Annotated in this window: 1 protein-coding gene; it reads left to right on the top strand. The window is 62.1% G+C overall.

Translation table 11 applies throughout. From position 1 onward, the window contains the following. Window positions 1-657: type VI secretion system tip protein TssI/VgrG (gene tssI / locus CXF97_RS13995; RefSeq protein WP_157830892.1), on the top strand; the 657-nt coding region annotated here is incomplete at both ends.

The following is a 657-nucleotide window of genomic DNA, read 5'->3' as shown; positions in this document are numbered from 1 at the left end:
CGCATCTACTGCGTGCAATACGACGAGTCGGACCTGCACTTCATCCAACGTCTGTGCGAGGAAGAAGGCATTCACTTCCACTTCCAGCACAGCGCCAACGCGCACAAGTTGGTGTTTGGCGATGACCAGACGGTGTTCCCGAAACTCGCGCCTGTGCCCTATCAGCAAGACTCCGGCATGGTCGCCAGCAACCCGGTGATCAAGCGCTTCGACCTGCGCCTGGAAACCCGCACCAGCCGCACCACGCGCCGCGACTACGACTTCGAAAAACCGCGCCTGACCCTGGAAAGCGAAAACCGTGGCGACGCCCTGCCCGACCTCGAAGACTACGATTACCCGGGCCGTTTCATCGACCGCGAGCGCGGCAAACACCTGGCCAAACGCGCCCTCGAACGCCATCGCAGCGACTTTCAACTGGCCGAAGGCAAGAGCGATCAGCCGTTGCTGGTCAGCGGCCACTTCCTCGCCCTGACCGAACATCCCAAAGCCAAGTGGAACGACCTGTGGCTGCTCACCGAAGTCCTGCACGAAGGCAAGCAGCCGCAAGTGCTCGAGGAGTCGGTGACCAGCGACACCACCGCGCTGAAAGACGATTTCCATCAGGGCTATCGCAACCGCTTCCAGGCTACGCCGTGGGACGTGCCCAATCGCCCGCCG

Origin of the sequence: Pseudomonas sp. Choline-02u-1 (genome assembly GCF_002836515.1) — a bacterium.
Taxonomy (GTDB): domain Bacteria; phylum Pseudomonadota; class Gammaproteobacteria; order Pseudomonadales; family Pseudomonadaceae; genus Aquipseudomonas.
The sequence above is the reverse complement of the archived record's forward strand: the minus strand, read 5'-3'. Positions and strand labels throughout refer to the sequence as shown.